At 68.6% G+C, this 20574-nt stretch carries 17 protein-coding genes, 1 tRNA gene and 1 pseudogene; 10 read left to right on the top strand and 9 right to left on the bottom strand.

Going from position 1 to position 20574, the window contains the following annotated elements:
* The 3 genes from AC1DGE_RS14900 (at nucleotide 1) to AC1DGE_RS14890 (ending at nucleotide 2330) form a co-directional block, all read left to right on the top strand.
* The gene (locus AC1DGE_RS14900) at nucleotides 1-510 is read left to right on the top strand and encodes a hypothetical protein (RefSeq protein WP_476917699.1); all 510 of its coding nucleotides are present in this window, start codon (nucleotides 1-3) and stop codon (nucleotides 508-510) included.
* 14 nt (nucleotides 511-524) lie between these two features.
* The gene (locus AC1DGE_RS14895) at nucleotides 525-974 is read left to right on the top strand and encodes an RrF2 family transcriptional regulator (RefSeq protein WP_441419012.1); all 450 of its coding nucleotides are present in this window, start codon (nucleotides 525-527) and stop codon (nucleotides 972-974) included.
* A gap of 195 nt (nucleotides 975-1169) precedes the next feature.
* Complete coding sequence (locus tag AC1DGE_RS14890) at nucleotides 1170-2330, top strand: globin domain-containing protein (protein WP_476917698.1); 1161 nt, start codon at nucleotides 1170-1172, stop codon at nucleotides 2328-2330.
* On the opposite strand, the gene AC1DGE_RS14885 is transcribed toward AC1DGE_RS14890, so the two are convergent.
* Together AC1DGE_RS14885 and AC1DGE_RS14880 are read right to left on the bottom strand one after the other, a co-directional pair.
* Nucleotides 2291-3730 (bottom strand): FAD-binding oxidoreductase, encoded by a 1440-nt coding sequence (locus AC1DGE_RS14885; protein WP_441419010.1) that lies wholly within the window; start codon nucleotides 3728-3730, stop codon nucleotides 2291-2293. The two genes, AC1DGE_RS14890 and AC1DGE_RS14885, sit on opposite strands and share 40 nt — an antisense overlap.
* 368 nt (nucleotides 3731-4098) lie before the next feature.
* Nucleotides 4099-5931: a phosphoenolpyruvate carboxykinase (GTP) gene (locus tag AC1DGE_RS14880; protein WP_476917697.1), complete on the bottom strand. Its 1833-nt coding sequence runs from the start codon at nucleotides 5929-5931 to the stop codon at nucleotides 4099-4101.
* A gap of 278 nt (nucleotides 5932-6209) precedes the next feature.
* Between AC1DGE_RS14880 and AC1DGE_RS14875 the strand changes: the two genes are divergently transcribed.
* Nucleotides 6210-6283 (top strand) — tRNA-Arg (locus AC1DGE_RS14875).
* A 151-nt stretch (nucleotides 6284-6434) separates the two neighbouring features.
* Here the strand turns inward: AC1DGE_RS14875 and AC1DGE_RS14870 are convergent.
* A complete protein-coding gene (locus AC1DGE_RS14870; RefSeq protein ID WP_476917696.1) occupies nucleotides 6435-7241 on the bottom strand; it encodes a FadR/GntR family transcriptional regulator in 807 nt (268 codons plus the stop codon).
* Nucleotides 7242-7341: 100 nt separating this feature from the next.
* Between AC1DGE_RS14870 and AC1DGE_RS14865 the strand changes: the two genes are divergently transcribed.
* The 4 genes from AC1DGE_RS14865 (at nucleotide 7342) to AC1DGE_RS14850 (ending at nucleotide 12287) form a co-directional block, all read left to right on the top strand.
* Nucleotides 7342-8799, top strand: coding sequence for a dihydrolipoyl dehydrogenase family protein (locus tag AC1DGE_RS14865; protein ID WP_476909033.1), 1458 nt, complete (start codon nucleotides 7342-7344; stop codon nucleotides 8797-8799).
* A gap of 130 nt (nucleotides 8800-8929) precedes the next feature.
* A complete protein-coding gene (locus AC1DGE_RS14860; protein ID WP_476892819.1) occupies nucleotides 8930-9607 on the top strand; it encodes an ABC transporter ATP-binding protein in 678 nt (225 codons plus the stop codon).
* Nucleotides 9604-11649 (top strand): YhgE/Pip family protein, encoded by a 2046-nt coding sequence (locus AC1DGE_RS14855; RefSeq protein WP_476917695.1) that lies wholly within the window; start codon nucleotides 9604-9606, stop codon nucleotides 11647-11649. The genes AC1DGE_RS14860 and AC1DGE_RS14855 overlap by 4 nt, the downstream gene beginning before the upstream one ends.
* Nucleotides 11646-12287 carry a TetR/AcrR family transcriptional regulator gene (locus AC1DGE_RS14850; RefSeq protein WP_476917694.1) on the top strand — a complete coding sequence of 214 codons (642 nt, stop codon included), beginning with the start codon at nucleotides 11646-11648 and terminating at the stop codon, nucleotides 12285-12287. Before AC1DGE_RS14855 ends, AC1DGE_RS14850 begins: the two co-directional genes overlap by 4 nt.
* 725 nt (nucleotides 12288-13012) lie before the next feature.
* Here AC1DGE_RS14850 and AC1DGE_RS14845 read toward each other — a convergent pair.
* The 6 genes and pseudogenes from AC1DGE_RS14845 to AC1DGE_RS14820 form a co-directional block, all read right to left on the bottom strand.
* Nucleotides 13013-13882 (bottom strand): annotated as a pseudogene (locus AC1DGE_RS14845) (EamA family transporter); the annotation flags it as partial.
* 30 nt (nucleotides 13883-13912) lie between these two features.
* A complete protein-coding gene (locus AC1DGE_RS14840) occupies nucleotides 13913-14455 on the bottom strand; it encodes a hypothetical protein (RefSeq protein ID WP_476917693.1) in 543 nt (180 codons plus the stop codon).
* Between the two features lie 115 nt (nucleotides 14456-14570).
* The gene (locus tag AC1DGE_RS14835) at nucleotides 14571-15098 is read right to left on the bottom strand and encodes a SixA phosphatase family protein (protein WP_138767460.1); all 528 of its coding nucleotides are present in this window, start codon (nucleotides 15096-15098) and stop codon (nucleotides 14571-14573) included.
* Nucleotides 15099-15155: 57 nt separating this feature from the next.
* Nucleotides 15156-15359: a dodecin family protein gene (locus AC1DGE_RS14830; protein ID WP_146335814.1), complete on the bottom strand. Its 204-nt coding sequence runs from the start codon at nucleotides 15357-15359 to the stop codon at nucleotides 15156-15158.
* A gap of 321 nt (nucleotides 15360-15680) precedes the next feature.
* Entirely contained in the window at nucleotides 15681-16547 is an 867-nt protein-coding gene (locus AC1DGE_RS14825; RefSeq protein WP_441419001.1) for a winged helix-turn-helix domain-containing protein, read from the bottom strand.
* Nucleotides 16548-17097: 550 nt separating this feature from the next.
* A complete protein-coding gene (locus tag AC1DGE_RS14820) occupies nucleotides 17098-17949 on the bottom strand; it encodes a hypothetical protein (protein WP_476892823.1) in 852 nt (283 codons plus the stop codon).
* Nucleotides 17950-18193: 244 nt separating this feature from the next.
* On the opposite strand from AC1DGE_RS14820, the gene AC1DGE_RS14815 reads away from it, so the two are divergent.
* Nucleotides 18194-18934, top strand: coding sequence for a response regulator transcription factor (locus AC1DGE_RS14815; protein ID WP_476892824.1), 741 nt, complete (start codon nucleotides 18194-18196; stop codon nucleotides 18932-18934).
* 21 nt (nucleotides 18935-18955) lie between these two features.
* A complete protein-coding gene (locus AC1DGE_RS14810; RefSeq protein WP_476892825.1) occupies nucleotides 18956-20500 on the top strand; it encodes a HAMP domain-containing sensor histidine kinase in 1545 nt (514 codons plus the stop codon).
* Nucleotides 20501-20574: the final 74 nt, after the last annotated feature.

The raw sequence follows: 20574 nt of genomic DNA, 5'->3' as shown, positions 1-20574 counted from the left end.
ATGACCGATTCACCGGAGACCCAGGGGGCCGTCCTGCAGCCGGCGGATCCGGCTGAGGACTCCTGGCGCGGCTCGGTGCCGGATGCCATCGCCACCGACCTGGAGAACCTGCTCGGCACCGGAGTGGGGGCGGCCCAGGAGCAGCTCGAGCGCAACGGCGGCTTCCTGCCCTTCGCCCTGGTGGTGGAGAACGACGGCGAAGTCCGCCTGGTGGCTGTCACCCCGGCAGACGCAGCCGGGGACAGCGACGCCGATTTCGACGCCGACGGCATGATCAACGACCTCACCGAGCTGCTCCGGCAGCACCGGGACGAGTTCCGCGCCGCCGCGATCGTCTGTGACATCACCCTGCTGGAAGAGGACTCGGACGCGATCCACGTGGCCGCCGAGCACCAGGACGGCTCCGTCTTCGCAGCGGTACTGCCCTACGGCGCGAACCCGGCGACGCACGAGCTGGAGTTTGGCGAGCTTTCCGCCGACACCAACGAACCCGCCGTCTGGGTGGACTAGACCAAGCCGGTGCCATGAAGATCAACGCCTTCGCGGACGTGAGCCTGCGCGCGATGATGGTGCTCGCGGCCGCAGCCGACGGCGAACTGCTCACCACCCAGAGCATCGCGGACGCCGTCGGCACGCCCTACAACCACGTCAGCAAGGCAATGGCAAAGCTGCGCGAACTCGGCCTGATCGACGTCGAACGCGGCCGCAATGGCGGGTCCCGGCTCAGCGGCGCCGGCCGGGCCGCCACCGTCGGGCAGCTGCTGCGCGCACTGGACACCCGGACCGACCCGGCGGACTGCGTGGCTGCCGCGGGCGCCTGCCCGCTCATCAACGAGTGCCGGCTGCGCAGCGCCCTGGGCCGCGCGCGTGAGGCGTTCTACCGTGAGCTTGATGACATTGTCGTCGCTTCGCTGCCGACCTCCCGGCAAATGAATCCAGTCTTCCAGGCCATCGGCCTGCGCCCGGGCCTGTAGCCAGCCTCTAACCAGGCGCGGCCCCGGCATCCGAGGCCGCGATCCCCCTCCGGAGTCCGCCCCGCCCGGGCGTCACCCGATTTGCAACCGTTTTCTACGCCGTGTAGAACTGAGGCATAAATACTCGTATTTCAAATGCAGGTATTTCAGAAACGGTCCGGTTGAAGACCCCGGGCCACTATCTCAGGAGTCAGCATGCTCTCGGACAAGTCCTTCCCCGTCATCGAGGCCACCCTGCCGCTGGTCGGTTCCCGGATCGGCGATATCACCCCCAAGTTCTACGCCCGGCTCTTCGGCGCCCACCCCGAGCTGCTGGACGGGCTGTTCAGCCGCTCCAACCAGCGCTCCGGCAACCAGCAGCAGGCCCTGGCCGGGAGCATCGCCGCTTTCGCCAGCCACCTCGTCAGCAACCCGGGCACCCTGCCGGAGACCGTGCTGTCGCGCATCGCGCACCGCCACGCCTCGCTCGGCATCACCGAGCCGCAGTACCAGGTGGTCTACGAGCACCTCTTCGCCGCCATCGCCGAAGACCTGGCCGAGGTCATCACCCCGGAAATCGCCGAGGCCTGGACCGAGGTCTACTGGCTTATGGCCGACGCGCTGATCAAGCTCGAGAAGGGCCTCTACGCCGGCCAGGCCAACGGCAAGATGTGGTCCCCGTGGAAGGTCGCCGCGAAGACCCCCGCCGGCACCGGCTCCATGACGTTCACCCTGGAACCGGCCAACGACACCCCCATCACCCCGGCCCTCCCCGGCCAGTACGTCAGCGTCAAGGTCACCCTGCCGGAGGGCTTGCGCCAGGTCCGCCAGTACTCGCTCTCCGGCGACGCCGGCACCAGCCGTAGCTTCACCACCAAGCTCGACGACGGCGGCGAGGTCTCCCCCGTGCTGCACCACCACGTCGAGGTCGGGGACATCCTCGAGATCTCCAACCCCTACGGCGAAATCACCCTCAAGGAGAGCGAGGGCCCCGTGGTCCTGGCGTCGGCCGGCATCGGCTGCACGCCGTCGGCTTCGATCCTGCGCGCCCTTGCCGAGGCCGGTTCGGACCGACAGGTGCTGGTCCTGCACGCGGAAAGCACCCTGGACAGCTGGGCGCTGCGCTCCCAGATGACGGACGACGTCGAGCGCCTGGAAGCGGCCGAGTTGCAGCTCTGGCTCGAGCGGCCGGAGGCGGGGGCGAAGGAAGGCTTCATGTCGCTGCGCGACGTGGACCTGCCGGCCAACGCCTCGCTGTACCTGTGCGGTCCGCTGCCGTTCATGAAGAACATCCGCAACGAGGCCATCAATGCGGGCATCCCCGCCACCAAGATCCACTACGAGGTCTTCGGGCCGGACATCTGGCTCGCCAACTGACTCCCTAGCAATCGATGAAAGAACGACGGCACACCGGTGATCGCGTGGCCGAACCGCAGGAGATTGCCGGGGTCGTAGCTGGACTTCACGGCCCTCATCCGTTCATAGACGGCGGGCGACCATGCCCTGGAACGGTCAGCCTCATCGCCGGGTTCGCCGTGGAAGTTGACCAGGGTAAAACCCGTCGAGTGCGGAGCCATCGCGGCCAGGACCGTGCGGATGGCTGCCGAGACGGCCTCGGCGACCGGGGGCATCTTGAACCCGAGCAGGAAGAGCAGGAATGCCGCGTCCCGCCCCGACACGGCGTTCGGCAGCGCCCCGGCACGGGCCAAGGCGCCACCCAGCGGCCGGATTTCGACCAGGAGGAGCGGACAGTCCGAGCCTTCGCCGGTGTGGTTCAGCAACTCCGCCAGGGTACTGTCGCCGAGATCCTTCAGCAGCGCTCCGCCGGCTGTGAAAGGGAGCGGATCCGCCGGATCCATGTGGATCTGGTCAACGTCCAGGTAGCTCATGGGGCCGGCCGTATCCATCAACGGGCTCGAAACGGCGCGCATCGGGGCCAGCAGCGCATCGCCGGCCTCGCGGTTCCCCAGAAAGGCGAAGCGGAGGTGCACCACAAACTGGCCCCGCAGCGGCGCGGGGACGAACTCCATGTCGGGCAGCCGCAGCAGCGAAATCGAGGGCGAGGCGTCTTCCGGCAGCGTAGGCAACCACTCCCGGAACGCCGCCAGGATGAGGCCGGCATCGGCACCCGGATAGATGATGCCGCCGCCGTAGAACTCGCCCAGCGGAAAGAGGCTGAATTCGAGTTCGGTCACGATCCCGAAGTTGCCCTTGCCGCCGAGCATCATCGCGAACAGCTCGGCTTCGGCCTCGGCGTCAATCCGGCGCAACGCACCGTCCGCGGTGACCACTTCCATGCTCCGGACATGATCAGCGGCAAAGCCGTGGGCGCGGCCCAGCACTGGAAGCCCGCCGCCGACGGTGTATCCCACGACGCCGACGTCGGTACTCGAGCCGTGCAGTCCCACCAGCCCGAGCGGAACGCTCGCTTCCAGGACGCTGCGCCACTTCACTCCTGCCCCCACCCTCGCGGTGCGCTCCACCGGGTCGATGTGCAGCTCCTGCAACCGCCTGGTGTTAATCAGCAGGCCGCCCTCGACCACTGAGTCGGCGCCGTGCCCGGTGGACTGGACCGCCACCGGCAGCCGGCGTTCCGCCGCCCATTTGACCCCGGCCGCGACGTCCTGGGCGGTGCTGGCGCCCAGGACGACGTCGGGCCGGTGGACGGTAGCGGCGTTGAACGCGAACGTCTCGGCCGCGAATTCTGGGCTGTCCGGCAAAGCGACCGTTCCGCTGACAGCTTCGGACAGGGCCTGGATATCCTCGGTGACAAGCATGAGTGCTCCTGGGGTTTCGCCTGCCGGGGCAGGCGGAGGGCACGCCGCCGCGCGCCCGGGATGTTCCCCGCATCCCTGGCAGTCAGCGTCAGGCCCGGCTGATGAATGCGACGAGCCTACGGCCGCTCCCGACTACAGGCTAGGGGCCTTGGTCCCGGCAGCCACCGGGGCCCCGCCATGACTCATCGGCTGCTCCGCAACGGCCGTTCTGAGGCCTCAAAAGGGCATCCGCGGTGGGGCCACGCCGGGAGGGTTCCCCAGCCGAACTTGTGGGGCTAGGGAACCGGTGGGGACAATCGATGAGGGAACGACGGCGGCCCCCCACCATATACAAGGTGCGGGGCCGCCGTCGTTGGATCAGCCGCCTGCTAGTGCGCGGACATCCGTTCCTTGAGCGAGTCGAGCTCGGCGCGCAGCGCGTCCGGCAGCGAGTCGCCAAACTTTGCGTACCACTCCTCGATGGAGGCCAGCTCGGCGTCCCATTCCTCGCGGTCCACGCGGACGGCGTCCTCGACGTGGGCGTGGGTCAGGTCCAGGCCGGTGAGGTCCAGCGAATGGCCGGTCGGAACGAAGCCGATGGGAGTCTCCACCGCGTCGGCCTTACCCTCGATGCGCTCAATGGCCCACTTGAGGACACGGGCATTGTCGCCGAAGCCGGGCCACGCGAAACCGCCGTCAGCCGTGCGGCGGAACCAGTTCACCAGGAAAATGTGCGGCAGCCGCTCCGGGTTGGCCTTGCCGGAGACGCTGATCCAGTGCTTCAGGTAGTCGCCGGCGTCGTAGCCGATGAACGGCAGCATGGCCATCGGGTCACGGCGAAGCACACCGACCTGTCCGGCCGCGGCGGCCGTGGTCTCCGAGGAGAGCGTCGAGCCCATGAAGATGCCGTTGGTCCAGCTGCGGGCCTGGGTCACCAGCGGCACCGTGGTCTTGCGCCGGCCGCCGAAGAGGATCGCGGAGAGCTCCACACCCTCCGGGCTGTAGTACTCCTCGGCCAGCATGTCGACCTGCGAAATCGGGGTGCAGAAGCGGGAGTTCGGGTGCGCGGCAGGCTGGTCCGACGCCGGGGTCCAGTCGTTGCCCTGCCAGTCGGTCAGGTGCGCGGGGACCTCGTCGGTCATGCCTTCCCACCACACGCCGCCGTCGTCCGTGAGGGCAACGTTCGTGAAGATGCTGTGGCCCTTGGCGATGGCACGCATGGCGTTGGGGTTGGTGCCCCAGCCGGTGCCCGGGGCGACGCCGAACAGGCCGGCCTCGGGGTTGGTGGCGCGCAGTTCGCCTTCCTTGCCGATCCGCATCCAGGTGATGTCGTCGCCGAGGGTTTCGACGTCCCAGCCCTCGATCGTGGGGTCGAGCAGGGCGAGGTTGGTCTTGCCGCAGGCGGAGGGGAACGCCGCGGAAATGTAGTAGTTCTTCTTCTCCGGCGAAGTCAGCTTGAGGATGAGCATGTGCTCGGCCAGCCAGCCCTCGTCGCGGGCCATGACCGAGGCGATGCGCAGGGCGTAGCACTTCTTGCCGAGCAGGGCGTTGCCGCCGTAACCGGAGCCGAAGGACCAGATGGAACGCTCCTCCGGGAAGTGCACGATCCACTTGTCCGGGTTGCACGGCCAGGCGACGTCAGCCTGCCCCGGGGCCAGGGGGGCGCCCAGGGAGTGCAGGGCCGGGACGAAGAAGGCGTTGGTGGCGGTGATCTTGTTCAGCACGTCGGTGCCGATCGTGGCCATGATGCGCATGGAGGCGACAACGTAGGCGCTGTCCGTGATCTCCACGCCGAACTTCGGGTCCTCGGCGTCGAGGTGGCCCATGACGAAGGGGATGACGTACATGGTGCGGCCGCGCATGGAGCCGCTGAACAGGCCGCGCAGCTTCTCCTTCATCTCCGCCGGAGCCATCCAGTTGTTGGTGAAGCCCGCATCGCGTTCGTTCTCGGAACAGATGAAGGTCTGCTCCTCGACGCGGGCGACGTCGGCGGGATCTGAGAATGCCGCGAAGGAATTCGGGAACAGCTTCTCATTCAGCCGGGTCAGGGTGCCGGCCGCCACGAGCTCGTCCGTGAGCCGGGTGTTCTCTTCTTCCGAGCCATCAACCCAGTGGATCCGGTCCGGCTGGGTCAGTTCAGCAACCTCTTCAACCCATGCCAGCAGTCGAGCATGTGTGGTGGGTGCTTTCTCAAGCAGCGGCAGTCGCGCCAGATCGCCCATTACGGTTCCCTTCCTCGGGTTCAGTGGTGTGTCCTAAATGCTAGGTCTCGCGGGTGATTCAGTTTCAGGCCCAAATACGGGTTGACGATGGAGCCGAGATCCAAAATCCCCGGAAAATCAAGGTTTAATATCTCCGAGCGCTGGTCTTTTTGTGATCAAGGTCACGTAGACCGGTCTAGTCGGGCAGATTACATGGCTCTCGATTTGGAACTCTGGGCCCCTCTCGCGTAAAGTAATTCGAGGTTCGGGGAGCGAGAAGTTCCCGAAGAGCCGAGAATGCGCCCATAGCTCAGCTGGATAGAGCGTCTGTCTACGGAACAGAAGGTCAGGGGTTCGAATCCCTTTGGGCGCACAGATAGAAAAGATCCGCACCGGTCCGCCGGTGCGGATCTTTTGCTTTCCCGGCTTGTTTCAGAAATCCGCGGCGGTTCCGGACAGAGGCAGGTCCGATCCGGGCCGCACCGGTCTCAAACGGTAGCGGAAACCGGGCCACGGCCGGCGACTTACTCCCCCACGGCAGCCGCGATACGCCGGCGTATCCCGTCAAAGTGGCTGCCCAGCCGTTCCGCGGCGAGGACGGCGTCGCCCGCCGCCACAGCCGCGTAGATGCCCCGGTGCAGCGCAGCCCCCGCGGCAATGCCGACGTCGGCGGTGCCAACGTCGGCGGTGTCGGCTCGGACAGGTTCGACGTCGGCGGCAGCCGGCCGGGCGTCGCCGCCCAGTTCAAGCTGGATCCGGCGGTAGACCGCCTGGAATGCGTCCACCAAGCCCAGCAGCAGCTCATTGCCCAGCGGCTCGAACAGTTTGCGGTGGAAGTCGGCGTCGGCTTCGACAAAGTGTTCCCCGGACCCGGCCAGCTCTTCCATCCGCAGCACCGCCGCCTCGAGTCCCGTCAGGTGGTCCGCCGTCATGCGCGCCATGGACGCGCCGATCAGCCCCGACTCCAGCAGCCGCCGCGCCTCGATCAGCTCGAGCGCCTCCCGCCCCCGGTGCCGCAGCGACATCCGCGCCCGGAAGCTGAGCCCGCCAACCAGAGCCTCCAAGTTGCTCGCGGCCACGAACATGCCGAAGCCGTGCCGGATCTCGATCACGCCCAGGGCCTGGAGCACCTTCAGCGTCTCCCGCAGCGTGTTCCGGCCGATCCCCAGCAGCGCCGCCAGTTCGTTTTCGGTGGGCAGCGGGTCGCCGGGTTCCAGCTCCCGCTCGAGGATCAGCTCGATGATGTCGGCCTGCAGGGCGCGCAGCCGGGCCTGCGCGCCAAACCGGCGCGGCGGCCCGGCGTCGCCCGCGTCCGAATTGGCTGCGCACACGGCTGGACTCCTCCCCAAAGGTGATCCTCAGGGTAGCGGACGTCCCACCTCCTGCCCAGTGTCCCGTCAAAGCCCCTCCCGGCGGGGTTAGGCTGTTGCCATGACGGCACACTTTGAGCGTGAATTCGATGTCATCGTGATCGGGGCAGGCGCGGTGGGCGAGAACGTGGCCGAGCGCGTGGTCCGGGGCGGATTGACGGCCGTCCTGGTGGAGGCGGAGCTGGTGGGCGGCGAGTGTTCGTACTGGGCCTGCATGCCATCGAAGGCGTTGCTCCGGCCCGGCACCGCACTCCATGGCGCCCAGACCGTGCCGGGCGCCGGGGAGGCGGTCACCAGGGTGCTCGACGCCGCGGCCGTGCTGAAGCGGCGGGACTACTTCACCTCCAATTGGCAGGACGACAGCCAGGTCAAATGGGTCGAGGACACCGGGATCGAGTTGCTCCGCGGCCACGGCTGGATCACCGGGGCCCGCCGGGCAGAGGTGGCCGGCGTGGACGGCAACAGCTACAAGCTCGTGGCGCGCCACGCCATCGTGCTGGCCACCGGGTCGCGCCCCACCATCCCGCCCATCGAAGGCCTCGAGGAAGTCGACTTCTGGACCACCCGGGAGGCCACCTCCGCGCACGAGATCCCGGCGCGGCTCGGTGTGCTCGGCGGCGGCGTGGCCGGCACGGAGCTCGCCCAGGCCTTCGCCCGGCTCGGGTCGACCGTGACGGTCGTGGCCCGCGGCGGGCTGCTGGGAGCTTTTCCGGCCCCGGCGGCCGAGCTGGTCCAGGCGGGGCTGCGCGCCGACGGCGTCGAACTCCACCTCCGCACCGGCACCCAAGGCGTCCATGAGAACGACGACGGCTCCCTGACCCTGACGCTCGACGGCGGCGGCAGCGTCACGGTGGACAAGCTCCTGGTCGCCACCGGCAGGCACCCCGCCGTGGAGGGCATCGGGTTGGAGAGCGTGGGCCTGTCCGCCGACGACGGGAAGGCCCCGCGGCTCGAGACGGACGCGAGCGGGCTCGTCCGGGGAGCCGACGGCAACGACAGTAGCCCGTGGCTCTACGCCGTCGGCGACGCCGCAGGCAAGGTCCTGCTCACCCACCAGGGCAAATACGAGGCGCGGGCCACCGGCGACGCGATTGCCGCCCGCGCCAAGGGCACGCTCACCGGCGAGCCGGCCCCGTGGAGCCGCTACGCCCACACCGCGGACGAGCACGCCGTCCCCAATGTGGTCTTCACCGACCCCGAGCTGGCAAATGTCGGGCGCAGCCTGGAACAGGCCGAGAGGGACGGCTACCGGGCCACCTCCGTGCAGCTCCCCATCCAGGTGGCCGGCTCCTCGCTGCATTCCGAGCATTACAAGGGCTGGGCCCAGCTGGTGGTCGATGAGGACCGCAAAGTGCTGCTGGGCGCCACCTTCGCCGGGCCGGATGTTGCCGAGCTGTTGCACGCGGCGACCATCGCCGTCGTCGGCGAAGTCCCGCTGGACCGGCTCTGGCACGCCGTCCCGTCCTATCCCACGATCAGCGAGGTGTGGCTGCGGCTTCTCGAGGAGTACGGCCTCTAAGCGCGAACAGACACTTGGGGCCCCGGAACCGTCGGTTTCGGGGCCCCGGTGTCTGTTTGCCCACATCTATTTGAACTGACCGGTCAGTTTAGTTAGCCTTGGAGTAGATCATTTCTGCGAAAGGCTTTCCTTGCTCTGCGTTCAACAGCTTCACGTGAAGGGCCGGCGGGACTACCTGCTCCCGCCCACCTCGCTGCAGGCGGCCCGGGGTGAACTCCTGCTCGTCACCGGCCAACGCCAGGACCAGCGCACCGCCCTGGCCCTGACCCTGAGCGGCCGGATGAAGCCCTCGGCCGGAAGCCTCGAGTGGGACGGCGGCGGCCGGATCAAGCAGCTGCGGCAGGCGAGCGCCGTCGTCGACGCCCCCGGGGTGAACGAGCCGGAGCAGCACCTGAGCGTGCGCGACCTGGTCACCGAGGACCTCGCCCTGATCCCCCGCCGCTACCGCGGCGCGCTGCTCAGCACGCCGTGGCTTAAGGTCAACCGCTTCGAGGACATCGCCGGGCGCTGGGCCGAGGAGCTGCCCGCCGACCGCCGTCTCGAGCTGCTGACGGCGCTGGCCCTGGCCAATCCGCACACCGACCTGCTGGTGGTCGATTCCCCGGACCGCCACAGCGGCGATCCGGCCGACTGGCTGCCGCGGCTTCAGGAGTTGGCGTACGACGGCGGCCGTCCGCTCGCCGTCGTCGCCACCATCGGCAGCCTCCCGCCGGACTGGACCGGTCCAGTCGCGGAGATCGGCAACGCCGTCCCCGCGCCGGAAACGGCGGATGTCCACCACGACCGCGAAACCGAGGATGCCCGATGACCGTGCTGCGGCTGGCCCGTTCCGAACTCAAACGCATGACCGGCGGCCTGCTGCCGAAGCTGACCATCCTGGCGCTAACCCTGGTGCCGCTGCTCTACGGGGCGGTGTACCTCTACGCCAACTGGGATCCCTACGGCAAGCTGAACCAGATCGACGCCGCCCTGGTGGTGGAGGACACCGGCGCCAGCTCCGCCGACGGCACCCGGCTGGAGGCCGGCCGGAAGGTCGCCGACAGCCTCGTCGAGGGCCACGTCTTCAACTGGCAGACCGTCTCCAGCGCGGAGGCAGCGGACCAGGGCGTGAGCAGCGGCCAGTACGCGTTCGCGCTCAAGATCCCCCGGGACTTCTCCGCGAACCTGGTCTCGCCGGGCAGCTTCGACGCCGCCAACCAGGCCATGCTGAACGTCACCACCAACGACGCCAACAACTACCTGCTCGGCACGATCGTGGACAAGCTCACCACCGCCGTCCACTCGACCGTGGCGAAAGAAGTGGGCCAGGAGACCGCCAACCAGCTCCTCACCGGCTTCGGCACCATCCACTCCCAGATGCTCAAAGCCGCCGACGGCGCGCGGGACCTCGCCGGCGGGGTGTCCTCGCTGCACGACGGCGCGGCCAGCCTGCACCAGGGCACCTCCTCCCTCAGGAACGGGACCGGCGAACTGGTGGCCGGGCAGCGCAAACTCCTCGACGGGGCCAACACCCTGAACGCCGGGGCCGGGCGGCTCGCCGGCGGCCTGCGCGAGCTCAACAGCAAGACATCCACGCTGCCCGCGGATACGCAGCGGCTGGCCGACGGCGCCGCCCAGGTGGCCGCCGGAAACGCCGCACTGAACACGAAGCTGCAAGGCATGGCGGGCCAGCTCGCGTCCGCGGAACAGGCCGCGGCGCAGGCCCAGCGCGGCCGGGTCGTGGCCTCCAATGGCCGCCTGGTCGCCGCCGGCGTCATTACCCAGGCCCAGGCCGATGCCATCCTGGCCGACTACGACGCCAACACCGCGCCGGCGCCTTCCGGAGCGGCGGGCGCTTTCCAAGGCGCGGCGGCCCAGGTGCAGCAGCTGGCGGACGGTTCCGCCGCAGTCAGCGCGGGTGCCGCGCAGCTGGCGGGCGCGGCCCCGGCCCTGAGCGACGCCGTCGGGAAGGCCTCCGCCGGGGCGGATCAGCTCGCCGGCGGCACCGCGGAACTCGCCGCCGGTCAGCAAAACGCCCTGGCCGGCGCGGAAAAACTCGCCCAGGGCGCCCAGCAGCTCGACGACGGCGCAGCGCGGCTCGAGAGCGGTTCGGCGAAAGCGTCCGACGGCGCCGGGACCCTCGCAACCGAATTGGCCAAGGGCGCGGGCAAGGTACCCAACCCGAACGATGCAAAGAAGGACAGCCTCGCCAAGGTCATGGCGGACCCCGTGGCCGTCAGCAACGTCTCGCAGGCCAAGGCGGGTTCCTATGGGGCCGGACTGGCTCCGTTCTTCCTGACCCTGGCCCTGTGGATCGGTGTCTTCATGTTGATCCAGGCCATGCGGCCGGTCACCCAGCGCGCCCTGGCGTCCAACGCTCCGACGTGGAAGATCGCCGTCGGGGGCTGGCTGCCGTTCCTGGCGGTTGCCGCGGTCCAGGCCAGCCTGCTGACCCTCGTGGTGGATGTGGGGCTGGGCCTCGATCCCGCCCATCCCGTGCTGATGTGGGTCCTGATGCTGGCAGCTGCCATGGCCTTCAGTGCGATCATCCAGGGTGTGGTGGCGCTGCTCGGCTCGCCCGGCAAGCTGGTGGTGCTGATCCTGCTGGTCCTGCAGCTGGTCTCCTCCGGCGGCACCTTCCCCTGGCAGACCACACCGGAGCCACTGCACGTGGTGCACCAGCTGCTGCCAATGGGCTATGTGGTCAATGGCATGCGGCACCTGATCTACGGAGCCGATCTGGCCAGCATCCTGCCCACCATGCTGGGCCTGGTTGGCTACACTTTGCTGGGACTGGCCATGTCCGCCGTCGCCGTCCGGAAACACAAGTTCTGGACCCTCAAGACCCTGAAGCCGGAGATCGCCGTATGAGCACCAAGCCCCGCGTGGACGTGGCGACCGCCGCCGACGCAGGGAAGAAGCTGCGGCCCGGACGCACCAACGCCACCAAGCAGAAGCTGTTCGAGGCGTCGATGGAGCTGATCGGCGAGCGCGGGGCCGCCGGCGTGACGGTCGACGAGATCGCCGCGGCCGCGGGGGTCTCCAAGGGTACGGTGTACTACAACTTTGGCAGCAAGTCGGATCTGATCGCCCAACTGCTGCGGCACGGTGTGGACATCCTGATGGCACGGCTGCTGAGCGTCAAGGACGGGTCCGCGGACCCGCTGGAGGCGATGGACGAGATGATCGGCCAGGCGATGGACTTCATGGCCGAATACCCTTCCTTCGCCCGGCTGTGGGTCAGCGAGAACTGGCGGACGCCCAGCGAGTGGCAGGACACCTTCACCGAGCTCCGCGGCCGGCTGCTCGGGGTGATTGGCGCCGCTATCGAGGCCGTGGCCACCAAGTACCCGGTGGATCCCGAGCTGTCCCGCGGCAGCCTGGAGACGGCCATCTTCGGGGCATGCTTTGTCGTGGGGCTGGACCGGCAGACCTACAACCCCGAACGCACCCGGGCGCAAAGTGTCGCCGCAATCATGGCGATCATGCGTGGCTACGTTGTGAAGTAGTCGCGCTCGGGGATGATTAGTCACATGCACCACATGGGTAACAGCGGCAAGACTGCCATCGGAGCATCCCTTGCCGCTCTGGCCTTGCTGGCCCTGACCGGCGTCACCTTGCACGAAACGGTGGGGCTCTGGTTCCTCGCCGCCTCCGCCGTCGCCTATGTGGCGTCCGTGGCCGAGGTGCTGGTCCGACGGCGGTACAAGACACTGCTGGCAAGCGGCGTCGGCAGCATCCTCTTCATCGCCTTTGGCATCGCGTTCCTGCGCCAGTGGGGGCTGGCCTTCAACCCGGATCCGAACGCGTTGTCCACCAACGTTGATACCGAGCATCCGGACCTGTACTTCTACCTCTCGGCAGCCGCCGGAGCGCTCACGCTGGTCCTGTTGCTCGCCGGCACCGTCCTGCCCGGCCGCCGACCCGCACCCCGCGCCCCTTATGCGTCCCGGCGCCCGGCTTCGGCGTCCAGTGGGGCGGCGCCCCGCAGACCCGCTGCCCGCCCTGCCGCCCGGGCGTCGATGCCACGGTCCGCGACGCCGCGCGCCTCCGCGGCACGGCCCGCAACTCCGCGCTCCGCCGCTCCGCGGGCTTCGGCGCCACGTTCCGCCGTGCCGGCCGGCAAGCGGCCGGTGTCACCGGCGGCGTCGTCGGGGTCCAAGCCGGCTGCCAAGGCGCCGGCGAAACCGGCGGTCAAGGCCCCGGCCCGCCCCGCCGCCAAAGCCCCCACCCGGCGCTGACCACCCCGCAGCACGGCGATCGCCACGCCGGCCAGGAGCAGCAGTCCGCCGGCAACTTCCGCCGCCGAGGGCACCTCGGCCAGCACCAGCCAGGCCGTTGTCATGCCGACCACCGGGACCAGCAGGGTGAAGGGAACGACGGCGGAGGACGGGTAGAGCCCCAGCAGGCGGTTCCAGATGCCGTACCCGACGAGGGAGCCGAACACGGCAGTGTAGAGCGCGCTGAGCATCGTCACCGGCTGCAGCTGCACCAGGGCATCCGACACCGCCGCCGGCCCGTCCACCAGCAGTGAGAGTCCGGCCAGCGGCAACGGGACCACCGCGCCGGACCACACCACCAGCCCGAGCCCGGAGGCGGCCTTCGCTTTCCGCGCCACGATATTGCCCCCGGCCCAGGACAGAGCCGCGGCCAGCACGATCAGCAGGGGCAGCAGCGGGGCCACGAGGCTGCGGCCTACGGCCACCACGGCGAGCCCGGCAATCCCCAGCACGACGCCGGCGAGTTGCCTCCGGGTTGGCCGTTCGGCCAGGATTCCCGCCGCCAGCAGGACCGTCAGCAGGACCTGGGCCTGAAGAACGAGCGAGGCCAGGCCCGCGGGCATGCCGAGGGCCATGGCCAGGTAGAGCAGGCCGAACTGGCCTGCGCTCATCAGCAGCCCGACGCCGATGATGGCGTTCCAGCTGACGTCCGGCTTGCGGATGAAGAAGATGCAGGGAAACACCACGAGGGCGAAGCGCATGGCCACGAACGGCAGCGGCGGCATCTGCGCGCCGTCGGGGTGCAGGCCAAGGTCAATGGCAACGAAGTTGACGCCCCACAAGACGGCGACGAGCAGGGCAAGCCCGGAATGTCGAGGGGTCATCGCACCCGCGGCCGTCGCCGTTGCCGCGCCTCAGAGATTGCGCGGCCGTTCGCCGTGCGGGTCCTCGGTGTCGCGGCGCTCCGCCACCGTTTCCTCGCGGAACCCTGCGGCGTCGCCGGTTCCTGCCGCGCGATCGCGCTCGCCCCGGTCCCGGCGCAGTTCCTCGTGCGGGTGAAGTCCCTCGTGCGGGTGGGCATCGTGGGTGCGTGTCTCCTGGGCCTGGTCATCGCCGCGTTCGGTCGTTACGACATCCGGGTCGACATCGTCGGCCCGGCGGAGCTGCTCCTCGGCACCGGCACGGACGGTCTCTGCCTCCTGCTGTGTGCCGCGGGCCTGCATGCGGAGGCGCTCGGCTTCGACTTCGGCGGCCTTTGCGTCGGCTTCCGCCCGCGCCGCCTTGGCCTCATGGTCCCTCGCAGCCAGCTGGTCGGCCTCCGCTTTTTCGCGCATCTCGGCGGCCCGGTTCCGGTCAGCCTCCGTCTTGCGCTTGCGGCTGAGATACATTGCCACGGCGATGATCGCGAGCACCACTACGATGCCGACGATGATTCCTACGAGCTGTCCTGAATCCACGGTGATCCACCTTTTCCCTCGGTCGCTAAGAAAACACCGGCAGTAAAAGCAATAACAGCATCAGTAAACAACACAATGAGAGTGCTGACCATCGGCTGGCCGGTGCACTGGCCTGCTACTTCGCGCGGGGCACCTTGAAGTGGGTCAGCCGTGCGTCCTGGCCGTCCAGCTCTGCCCAGGACTTCTCAGTCTCGAAGACCGTTAGGCCGCTGGTGGGATAGCGCGTGGCCGCGTCCATGTAGGCGTCATGGTTGGAGTCCCGGGAGGCCAGATGCATGGCCAGGTCCTGCACACCGGGCATGTGCGAGATCACCATGAGCGTCGTGACGGTGTCCGGGACATGGTTAATAACCGCCAACATGCGCAGGGCCGAGGCGCCGTAAAGGCCGTCCTCGAGTTTCGGCGTCGGGGCCTTGTCCCCCAGTTCGCTGCACACCCAGGTGCAGGTCTGCCGCGTCCGCAGGGCGCTGGAGCAGAGGATGAAGTCGGGGACCACACCGTGTTTAAGGAGCCACTTCCCGGCCAGCGGCGCTTCCCGGTGCCCGCGCTCTTCGAGCGGCCGCTCGTGGTCGGCGACGCCGCCCGGCCAGTCCGCCTTGGCGTGCCGCATGAGCACCAGACGTTTGATGTGATGCGCGCTCATGGCTCAATCCTAGTGCGGCCGGCTTGGCCACGAGCGCGCTCCACAGCGGGCGACCTGTCAGTCGTCCAGGACGAAGGTCACTTCCAGCACCACATGCCAGGCCACGACGGCGCCGTCGCTGATTTCAACTTTCTGCTCCTTGACCCATGCCCCGGTGACATTCCTCAAGGTCTTGTTGGCCCGGTCGACGCCTTCCTTGATGGCGGCGTCAAACGAGGTTTTGGAGTTGGAGCTCAGGGTAGTAATGCGTGCAACGGACATGTTTCCTCCCAATAGTCGGATCGACGGGACCGAGACTACGCCGAAGCCCCCAAACGCAACAGAGTCCAAACCCCGCGGAGGCACATACTCCGTCGATCCGTGCTCCGGAATGTCAGTTCGTGTTGCGAGGGCGCTGCAGCGCAGCGGCGCATCCCGACAGCGCGGACGGCGGCGTTTTGCGTAGTGCCGCATCGCCGACCGAGGAACGAGGGAGGTGTCTAAGGCACGGCAAAATGCCGTCGGGCGCGCGTGACTATCGTGCCGCGAAAGCGGAAGCGCCCGCCCCAAAGGAGGGGCGGGCGCTTTGCGTGAAGCTAAGAGCTAGATGGAGTATTCCGGAGCGGCCCAGACTACGACTTCGGGGTGCTCGTAGAACCGGTAGCCCTGGCCGCGCACCGTCCGCACGGTATTGGCCAGGCGGCCAAGCTTGGAGCGCAGCCGGCGGATGTGCACGTCGATGGTCCGCTCGTTGGGGACCTCTTCGGCATTGCGCCACAGGCCCTCAAGGAGTTCGTCGCGGCCCACGGTGCGGGTGCCGTTCTCCACGAGGTAGTTGAGCAGCTCGAATTCCTTGAACGTGAGGTTCAGCGATTCGCCGTCGAGCGCCACTTCGCGGCGGGCGAGGTCGATCAGCACGCCGGACGGGCGCGGGTCCTGGGGCTGCTGCAGCCGGGCGTTCTCGGCGCGCTGGCGGGCACCGGCGGTGGGATCGCCGAAGGTGGACCGGACGACGTCGAGCGCGGAACCCGGCGCGGACGCCGGGGCGACGGCGACGGCGGCATAGCTTTCGGCGCCGGCCACAAGCGACTGGGCGTAGGCGCGGATTTCCTGGGCCAGCTTGGCAATCGAGGTGCCGGCAGCGGCTGCAGTCTCCTCGTCAATACCCATGTAGAGCACGAAGCCGCGGGCCACGTTGTCGTTGGGCACGGGGCGGACCGGGCTGCCGTTGCCGGAGGCGATCACCGGGGTCGGTGCGGTGGCCGGGGCCGGCTCGGCGGCGGGGACGGCTCGGAGCTGGCCGTAGGAGCTGGGGTTGTAGCCCTGCGCGGCATAGCCGGGGGCGGGGAAGCTGTTGCCGGATCCGGCGGGGAAGCTCGGACGGCCGCCGAAGCCCTGGCGGAGGCCGTTCTGGCCGGCCTTGTTGGCGTTACGGACGGAGATGTGGACGTATCCGGATGCAACTGACATGGAATGCTTACCTCAATGTGAATGGCCGTCATCGCGGCTCGAATGCTAATTTCCCCGCAATGAGAACTGGGGAGGGGCGCCCGACGCTGGGCTGGGGGCGAATGCCTAGAAACGTTCTGGGGTGTAGAAGTTAGGCGTGCATTCGACAACAGGGCATCTCAGTACCAGCTGGTGCGCTGATCCAGGAAGCTGCGGCTGCAGGTGCTGTTGAGTTCTTGTTCACAATTGAAGTGTGCAACGTAACAATAAGAACTAGCAAGTAACAATGGACTCCAAAGTCCGCATCGTGAGACGAAAATGGCGATTGTAGTGTAAATCACAATTTTGATAAGCAGGCGAATCAATATGTGTTTTGCCGACCGAACGGCTCTTTGGCGCTCCTTGCCGAAGATTCTTCGCCATTCTGGCCCTCAGGCCGGAAAACGTTCACTTTAGGCATCAATGGCGGAATCCATCCGGAAGAGTTCCGCCACCGCCAGTAGTCCAAGGAGTGGGCACGCTGCCGGGCCGCGTGGCCCGGCAGTGTGCCCGGTGCGGAAGTTTGCGGAAGTCAGTTGGTCTGGCCGGTGGCGGTGGCCGCCACAATCTGGACCGACGAGGCCGTGTAACCGGATCCGTCCTTCGCGGCGACGACCCGCACGGTCCCGCCGGCGACAATGTCCGCAACGCTCATCTGGGAGCCTGTGCCGCCGGCCTGCTGGCGCCGCTGTTCCATGTTGCTCACCACCGGGTTGCTGCCGAGGGCATAGCTCCGGGTGAACCCGTCACTGCTCTTGACCGTGACGGAGGACGCGCTGACCTGGCTCACTGTTCCCAGCTGCTCGGCCATGGCGGTGTACTCGCTTCCGTTCAGCACGACGTATTCGGCGTGCACAGCTGCGGACAGCCCGCCGGCCAGGCCGCCCATGCCCGCTGCGAAGTCGTCATGACCGCCCTGCCCGGACATTCCGCCTCCCGCGACCCCTCCTTGCGGGGCGTCCGGCATCCCCGGGAAGGAGCCTTGGCTGGCGCTGCCGGGCCCGCCGGCTGCCCCGACCCCGGTCCCGCTGGCCGCCGCCGAACTTGAGCTGAGCGCATACACGCCGACGCCGGCGCCGGCTGCCAGCACAACAGCAGCGCCCGCGACGGCGAGTCCCCGCTTGAGGGTCCACGGCTTCCCCGCCGAGGTCTGCCGGGCTGCGGCCGACGGCGCACCCCAGCCCGGGGCGGCCGGCGCACCCCAGCCGGGGGCCCCACCGTCAGCTGGCTGTCCGGCTTCCGCCGGCGAGGCCGCCGGCTGCCCGGCGGCAGGCTGCGCGGCGGCATAGGGCGTGGTGACGGGCGCGGGCGCCGCCGGGGTGGGGGCGTCGGAGACGGGTTCGGGGATCGGGCGGGAACCGGATTCGGGCTGCTGACCGCTCATGGTGTTTCTCCTGTCGGGGTGCGGATTTGTGTCCACCCCAGCGTGGTAAGCGGTCCTGTGCCGGGGCTGTGCGGGCCAACAGCCGCGCCTGTGACCTTTCAGCGGGACCGGGCGTCCGGTCGGCAGCCGTACCGAACCAGGCCTCCCGCTCCCGGGGCGGCTTCCAGCTCGGTAGTCTGAGATTCACAGGTGCCGCACAGGGTCCCCAAAGCCGCGCCTCAACGGCAGATCGGAGAGTCGTCCCATGGCCACTTCGCACTCCATGACCAATATCCTGCCCCAGCTCACGCATCCGGACGGCTCGCCCATCCGCGCGCTGGTGGTGGACGATGAGCCCAGCCTGTCGGAGCTCATGAGCATGGGGCTCCGGATGGCTGGCTGGTCCGTGGCTGTGGCGGCGGATGGCCCCGGAGCGGTCAAGCTTGCCAAGGATTTCCGCCCCGACGTGCTCGTGCTGGACGTGATGCTCCCCGGGTTCGACGGCGTCGAACTGCTCAGCCGGATCCGCGCGTTCGCGCCGGAAGTTCCCGCGCTGTTCCTCACGGCCAAAGACGCCGTCCAGGACCGCATTACCGGGCTGGCGGCCGGCGGCGATGACTACGTCACGAAGCCCTTCAGTATGGAAGAGGTGCTGCTCCGGCTCCACCGGCTGGTCCAGCGCTCCGGGGTGGCCGCCATGGACACCGCCGAACTCGTGGTGGGTGACCTGGTGCTCAACGTCGACACCCGGGACGTTACCCGGGCCGGTGAGGATATCCATCTGACCGCCACCCAGTTCGAGCTGCTGCGCTACCTCATGGAAAACCCCAAACGGGTCATCAGCAAGGCCCAGATCCTGGACCGGGTCTGGGACTACGATTTCGGCGGCCAGGCGAACATCGTGGAACTCTACATTTCCTACCTCCGCAAGAAGATCGACGCCAACCGCGCACCGATGATCCACACGGTGCGCGGCGCCGGCTACGTGCTGAAACCGGCGGACTGATCCGTGCCCGCTCTTTCCGGCGTGACACCCGTACCCGGGCGCGACTGGCGCAACCCGGCCACGTGGCATTTGCGTACCCGGCTGGTCCTCGTCGCCATGGCGCTGCTCGTGGCCATCTGCGGCGCCGTGGGAGTCTTCAGCTACGCCTCCATGGACGCTTTCCTCACCCGGCAGCTCGACACCCAGCTGGAGCAGGCATCCCACCGGTCGAGCGAGTTCGGCAGGCCCTCCCCGGACGATGCGGGAAGGCGCCCTGACCCGCTCGAAGCCCGGGGTCAGGGCATCGGGACGCTCAACGCCCGGCTGCTGGCCGGCACGGTGGCCAGCGCAGGCTTCCTGGCCGGGGACGCCACCAGAAAGAGCCTGTCCTCCGATGACAACGCCGTCCTCCTGGCCCTGACCCCGAACGGCGTGCCCGTGGACCGGACGCTCTCGGCCGGCGACTACCGACTGACGGCTGTGCGCGCACCCTATGGCGACGTGATCGTCACCGGCCTCCCACTGGACGAAAAGCAGAACACGCTGGCCTCGCTCGTCTGGACCCTGGGGGTGGTATCGGCGGGCGGCCTCGTGCTGATCGGCCTCGCCGGCACCGCTCTCATCCGGCGGACCATGAAGCCGCTGGAACAGCTCTCCGAGGTGGCCACCAAGGTCTCGCGTTTGCCGCTGGACGCCGGCGAGGTGGCGCTGGGCGTGCGGGTCCCGGCGTCGGCTGCCCATCCGGGCACCGAGGTGGGCAGCGTGGGCTACGCGCTGAACCAGATGCTGGACAACGTCTCCAACGCCCTCGAGGCGCGGCAGGAGAGCGAGATGAAGGTGCGGCAGTTTGTCGCCGATGCCTCGCACGAGCTCCGCACCCCGCTCACCGCGATCCGCGGCTACACGGAGCTGATGCGGATGACCGAGCATTTCACGCCCGACGGCGAGAAGTCACTAGCCCGCGTCCAAAGCCAGTCCGAGCGGATGACCACCCTGGTGGAGGACCTGCTGCTGCTGGCACGGCTGGACGAGGGGCAGCCGCTCAAGGTCACCGACGTCGACCTCACCCAGCTGGCCGTCGAAACGGTGAGCGACGAGAAAGTCATGGCACCCGACCGCCTCTGGCAGCTGGAGCTCCCGGACGAACCCGTGGTGGTGCGCGGGGACGCGACCCAGCTTCACCAGGTCCTCGCCAACCTCCTGTCCAATGCCCGCAAACACACGGCCCCCGGGACGAAGGTGGTCACGGGCGTCACGCGTTCGGCTGACGGCAGCGCCGTGGTCACCGTGACGGACAACGGCAGCGGCATCGCTCCCGAATTCCTCGGCCGGGTCTTCGCCCGGTTCGCCCGGGCCGACGCCGCGCGCACCAACCCGGCCGCCGGTCCCGCGGCCCGTCCGGTGCGAAGCCGTGAGGGCACGTCGGCGGTCGCGACAGCGGCCGCGGCTTCCGAGGGCACCAGCGGCCTGGGCTTGTCGATTGTGCAGTCAATTGTGGAGGCGCACGGCGGGACCGTCGAGGTCACGTCCCGGCCGGGCCGGACAGAGTTCGCCGTCCGGCTGCCCGCGGCGCCTCCGCTGGCGTAGCGGGCCGCCGCTCTGGTCCGGACGCCGGCACGGCGGCGCCGGTCCTCACTTCCACAGCCCCCGCACAGCTTGAC

It is taken from the genome of Arthrobacter sp. 05N425, from assembly GCF_056397125.1.
The sequence above is the reverse complement of the archived record's forward strand: the minus strand, read 5'-3'. Positions and strand labels throughout refer to the sequence as shown.

What these genes read in the sequence shown, in the direction of transcription:
- AC1DGE_RS14900 (WP_476917699.1), top strand. Translation starts at nt 1, where the DNA reads ATGACCGATTCACCGGAGACCCAGGGGGCCGTCCTGCAGCCGGCGGAT.
- AC1DGE_RS14895 (WP_441419012.1), top strand. Translation starts at nt 525, where the DNA reads ATGAAGATCAACGCCTTCGCGGACGTGAGCCTGCGCGCGATGATGGTG.
- AC1DGE_RS14890 (WP_476917698.1), top strand. Translation starts at nt 1,170, where the DNA reads ATGCTCTCGGACAAGTCCTTCCCCGTCATCGAGGCCACCCTGCCGCTG.
- AC1DGE_RS14885 (WP_441419010.1), bottom strand. Translation starts at nt 3,730, where the DNA reads ATGCTTGTCACCGAGGATATCCAGGCCCTGTCCGAAGCTGTCAGCGGA.
- AC1DGE_RS14880 (WP_476917697.1), bottom strand. Translation starts at nt 5,931, where the DNA reads ATGGGCGATCTGGCGCGACTGCCGCTGCTTGAGAAAGCACCCACCACA.
- AC1DGE_RS14865 (WP_476909033.1), top strand. Translation starts at nt 7,342, where the DNA reads ATGACGGCACACTTTGAGCGTGAATTCGATGTCATCGTGATCGGGGCA.
- AC1DGE_RS14855 (WP_476917695.1), top strand. Translation starts at nt 9,604, where the DNA reads ATGACCGTGCTGCGGCTGGCCCGTTCCGAACTCAAACGCATGACCGGC.
- AC1DGE_RS14850 (WP_476917694.1), top strand. Translation starts at nt 11,646, where the DNA reads ATGAGCACCAAGCCCCGCGTGGACGTGGCGACCGCCGCCGACGCAGGG.
- AC1DGE_RS14835 (WP_138767460.1), bottom strand. Translation starts at nt 15,098, where the DNA reads ATGAGCGCGCATCACATCAAACGTCTGGTGCTCATGCGGCACGCCAAG.
- AC1DGE_RS14830 (WP_146335814.1), bottom strand. Translation starts at nt 15,359, where the DNA reads ATGTCCGTTGCACGCATTACTACCCTGAGCTCCAACTCCAAAACCTCG.
- AC1DGE_RS14825 (WP_441419001.1), bottom strand. Translation starts at nt 16,547, where the DNA reads ATGTCAGTTGCATCCGGATACGTCCACATCTCCGTCCGTAACGCCAAC.
- AC1DGE_RS14820 (WP_476892823.1), bottom strand. Translation starts at nt 17,949, where the DNA reads ATGAGCGGTCAGCAGCCCGAATCCGGTTCCCGCCCGATCCCCGAACCC.
- AC1DGE_RS14815 (WP_476892824.1), top strand. Translation starts at nt 18,194, where the DNA reads ATGGCCACTTCGCACTCCATGACCAATATCCTGCCCCAGCTCACGCAT.